This window comes from Streptomyces sp. NPDC048566 (genome assembly GCF_043199735.1).
Lineage (GTDB): Bacteria > Actinomycetota > Actinomycetes > Streptomycetales > Streptomycetaceae > Streptomyces.
Window position 1 is genome coordinate 404,480 of record NZ_JBICWL010000004.1, and the last position, 3,904, is coordinate 408,383.

Annotated in this window: 4 protein-coding genes; 3 read left to right on the forward strand and 1 reads right to left on the reverse strand. The window is 73.9% G+C overall.

Annotated features, from left to right (window positions below):
- The first annotated feature begins 623 nt into the window (after positions 1 to 623).
- Positions 624 to 1,697 carry a LuxR C-terminal-related transcriptional regulator gene (locus ACGFS9_RS10700; RefSeq protein ID WP_393252067.1) on the forward strand — a complete coding sequence of 358 codons (1,074 nt, stop codon included), beginning with the start codon at positions 624 to 626 and terminating at the stop codon, positions 1,695 to 1,697.
- A gap of 27 nt (positions 1,698 to 1,724) precedes the next feature.
- Here the strand turns inward: ACGFS9_RS10700 and ACGFS9_RS10705 are convergent, their stop codons facing one another.
- The gene (locus tag ACGFS9_RS10705) at positions 1,725 to 2,735 is read right to left on the reverse strand and encodes a helix-turn-helix transcriptional regulator (protein WP_393252068.1); all 1,011 of its coding nucleotides are present in this window, start codon (positions 2,733 to 2,735) and stop codon (positions 1,725 to 1,727) included.
- 154 nt (positions 2,736 to 2,889) lie between these two features.
- Between ACGFS9_RS10705 and ACGFS9_RS10710 the strand changes: the two genes are divergently transcribed.
- Both ACGFS9_RS10710 and ACGFS9_RS10715 read left to right on the forward strand, forming a co-directional pair.
- Complete coding sequence (locus ACGFS9_RS10710; protein ID WP_393252070.1) at positions 2,890 to 3,390, forward strand: hypothetical protein; 501 nt, start codon at positions 2,890 to 2,892, stop codon at positions 3,388 to 3,390.
- Positions 3,391 to 3,398: 8 nt separating this feature from the next.
- Positions 3,399 to 3,734, forward strand: coding sequence for a hypothetical protein (locus tag ACGFS9_RS10715; protein ID WP_366697982.1), 336 nt, complete (start codon positions 3,399 to 3,401; stop codon positions 3,732 to 3,734).
- Positions 3,735 to 3,904 lie beyond the last annotated feature (170 nt).

Genomic DNA, 3,904 nt, shown 5'->3' on the forward strand with positions numbered 1-3,904 from the left:
CGCACCCGGGGGGGGGGCCCCCCCCCCCCCGCCCCCCCGGGGGGGGGGGGCCCCCCCCGCCCCCCCCCCCGACACCCGCTCCGAGGGCCCGGGATCTCCCCGGGCCCTCGTTCGCGTTCCGGGGCCGGAGCGCCGCGGCGAGGGGCCGGCGCGCACCGGGCCGCGCCGCCCGTCCGCCGGTGCGTGGCGCGGGCCGCCGCTCGCCGGCGTCCACGACCGGCGAGCGCCCGTCCCCGCCGGACGGCGCGGCCCTCGCGTCCGTGCGAGCGGCGAGCGCCCTCCGGGCCGGGCCGCGGTCCGGCAGCGGTGTCGACGGGGTGCCCACCGGGTCCGAGGTCCCCGGCGTCGCGCGGGGGCGATATCCGGCCAGAACCGGGAGGGCGCGGCGACGTCGTCGGAGGCGGCCCGGCCGCGGTGGCGGGTGCCCGCGGGGGCGCTCCTTGCAGCTTGTTGCAACGGGCGCGTCGGAGGTGGGTATTTATGCGGAAAGGGCGGGGCGAACGGCCGCGCCGGAGCCCCGGAGCCGTGTTGCGGTGCCGCACGCGTCCGCGCATAGTTGCGCTGCGGAGGACGCCCGGACGGGGGCTCACGCCACAGGTCGGAGCTGGAGCCAGGGGTGGGAGATGGCCGGGCACGGGACGGACAGGCATCCACACGGCGCCGACCGACTGTGCGAGGCCGGCGACCGGGTGTACTCGCGGGCCGTGCGGCGCGGCCGGGTGCCGCGTGAGGACGCCGCCCCGGTGCCCTGCCTGCTGGAGCTGGCGCTGCTGCACCCCGACCCCGACGACATGGGCTGGCTGGTGCCGACCTCGCCGCAGGAGGTCATGACCCGACTGCTGCGCGGGGTGTACGAGGAGGTCAGCGCGAGCCAGGCGCGCGTGGGCGACGCGGTGTCCGCGTTCGAGTGGTACGCGGGGCTCGGCGGCCGGGTGCAGGCGCCGCCGGAGGGCGCGGCGATCCGCGTCCTGGACGGACTGCCGCGCATCCGGGCCGCGATGGACCAGGCGACCCAGGAGTGCGCGCGCGAGGTCCTGACCGTCCAGCCCGGCGGGATCAGGCGCGAGGACGAACTGGTGGAGGGCCTGCATCGGGCGCTGGAGATGCGCCGGCGCGGCGTGCGCATGCGCGACCTGTACACGCACGTGGCGCGGCACGGCCAGGGCCTGCTGAACTACATGGAGCTGATGGGCGACGCGGCCGAGGCGAGGACGCTGGACGAGGTCGTGGAGCGGCTGATCCTCTTCGACCGGAAGGTCGCCTTCATCCCCGCGAACTCCGACCGCACCATCGCGCTGGAGCTGCGCCATCCGGCGCTGGTGGACTACCTGGTCACGGTGTTCGAGCGGCTGTGGCGGCTCGCGATCCCGCTGGCCTCGCCGCTGCCGGCCACGGGCATCGAGGGGATCACCCACCGCGAGCGCTCCATCGCCGCGCTGCTGGCGGAGGGGCATCAGGACGCCGTGGTCGCCGAGCGGCTCGGGATCAGCGTCCGGACCTGCCGCGCGCACATCGCCCGTCTCTCGGAGACGCTCGGGGCGGCCAGCCGTACCCAGTTGGGGGTGCGGATCGCGCAGGTGGGTCTGGACGGCCCGCCGCGGTCCGAGGAGCCCGCGGCCGTCGCGGTGCCGCGTCCTGCCGCGGGTGCCGCCGGTCCCGGTGCCGCCGGGGTCCCGGGGATGCCGGGCCGGGGCTGAACCGGCCGCACGGGAGCGGGCGAGGGCTCAGCCCTCTTCCTCCAGGATGCCCGACTGGGCGATCAGGAAGCCGAGTTGGGCCCGGCTCCCGCTGCCCAGCGAAGCCGCCAGCTTCGCGATGTGGGCGCGGCAGGTGCGGACGTTCATGCCGAGCCTGCGGGCGATCGCCTCGTCCACGTGCCCCTCGATGAGCAGCTTGGCGATGGAGCGCTGGATGCCCGTGATGCCCTCCGGGGTGGACTCGTAGGGGACGTCCTCGCGCAACGGGGTGGCCCGCCGCCAGAGTTGCTCGAACACCCTGGTCAGGTAGCGGACGAGGCCGGGGTGGCGCAGTTCGAGGGCGAACTGGTTGTCGTCGCTGGCGGGGATGAACGCGACGGTGCCGTCGCAGACGATGAGGCGCTCGATCAGCTCCTCCAGCGTGCGGATCTCGATCTTCCCGCTGGCTATGCGGTCCATGTAGGCGGCCGTGCCCTGGCTGTAGCGGACCGTGTGCTGGTAGAGCGTGCGGATGCGCACGCCCCGGTCGGTGAGCGGGCGGTCCCGTTCCAGGGCCTGGTTCAGGATGTGCTCGCTGCGCCGGCCGCCGGGCTGGATGGTGAGCATCTCGGTGTGGCACTCGGAGGTGGCGATGTCGAGCGCGGCGTTGATGCGGTCGATGCCCTCCAGCACCGTGATGGCGTGGGTGGGGGCCGGCGCCATGGCGCTGACCATCATGAACGGCTCGAATGATTCGGTCAGTTCGATGGTCCGGCGCCGGCGCTCCTGGATCTCGCGCTCAATAGGGTGGAGGCGCTGGGTGAGGGCCACCGAGGGCGGCACCGGGCGCAGCCAGTTGGAGTCGTCGGGATCGGGTCGTAGCAGGGCGAACTCCAGCAGGCACGGCGCTGCGGCGACTTCGGCCCGGGCGATCCGTCCGGTACTCAAAGCGCTCGTGTACAAGCGTGCCCCTTCGTCACAAAGTTCCGTGACGGGATGGGGATGTGTCTGGTTTATGCGGTTTATGGGCAAATCGCCACCCCCCAGGGTCCTGAACATGCAGGAACATGATGCATCGTGTCGGTGGTGGTGACGTGCCTGAATGAGACATCGTCTTCATTACCGGGGGAGAGGATCCGATCAAGTGAGGACGAAGCCGACTATGCGCAGGAGAATGCTTCGCTCGGTACTTGCCACCGCTTTCTCCGCGGTCGTGACTCTCGGGGCCCTGAGCGGTGCGGGACTCGCGGCGGGGGGAGCGTCGACCGCCTCGACGCCACCGGACAGCGGCTGGGGCAACGCGCCGGCGGTTCGCGCTCTGGACAGTGGCTGGGGCAACGCGGCTCAGGCGGTGCCGGCCGACAGCGGCTGGGGGAACGCGGCGCAGGCGGAGCTCGGCGACAGTGGCTGGGGCAACGTCGTGCAGGCGGACGACAGCGGCTGGGGCAAGGTAGTCGTCCAGGCGGGCGACAGTGGCTGGGGCAAGGTCGTGCAGGCGGGCGACAGTGGCTGGGGCAAGGTCGTGCAGGCGGGCGACAGCGGCTGGGGCAAGGTCGTGCAGACGGTGCCCGCCGACAGCGGCTGGGGCAACGTGGCGCGGACGGTGCCGGCCGACAGCGGCTGGGGCACCGTCGTGCGAGCGGTACCGGCCGACAGCGGCTGGGGTTTCGTCGCCCCGGTCGGCAGTGCTTCGAGTGACGTCGCGAAGGCCTGAGTGGACCCATGACTACACCACCCGACGACCGTTCGTTCCGGCGCGAGATGGCGACCGCCTACCGCTCCGGCTGGCACTTCATCGACCTGGTCACCGCCATCCCCCACAGCGGTGACTCGCTGATGGTGACCGTCTTCGGTGAGCCCGTCGTCGTCACGCGCGACGACGACGAGGACGTACGGGCCTATCGCTGTCTGCGGCGGCCTCGGGGGGCGCCGCAGCCGGTACGGTGCGCCATCCGGTACGGAATGATCTTCGTGAACCTCGACCAGCGTGACCACCGTCTGACCGGGCCCGACATCCCGGACGTAGAGACCATCGCAGCCACCCCCCGCAGTGCCTGACGCGATTCCCCCGTCGTAGTAGATCGCGCAGGTACTTCCCCCCGCAGCGGGGGGGGGGGGGGGGGGGCGCGCGGGCGCCGGGGGCGGGGGGGGGGGCGGCGCGCGCGGGGGGGGGGGGGCGCCCCGCCCCCCCCCCCCCCCCCCCCCCCCCCCCCCGCCCCCCCCCCCCC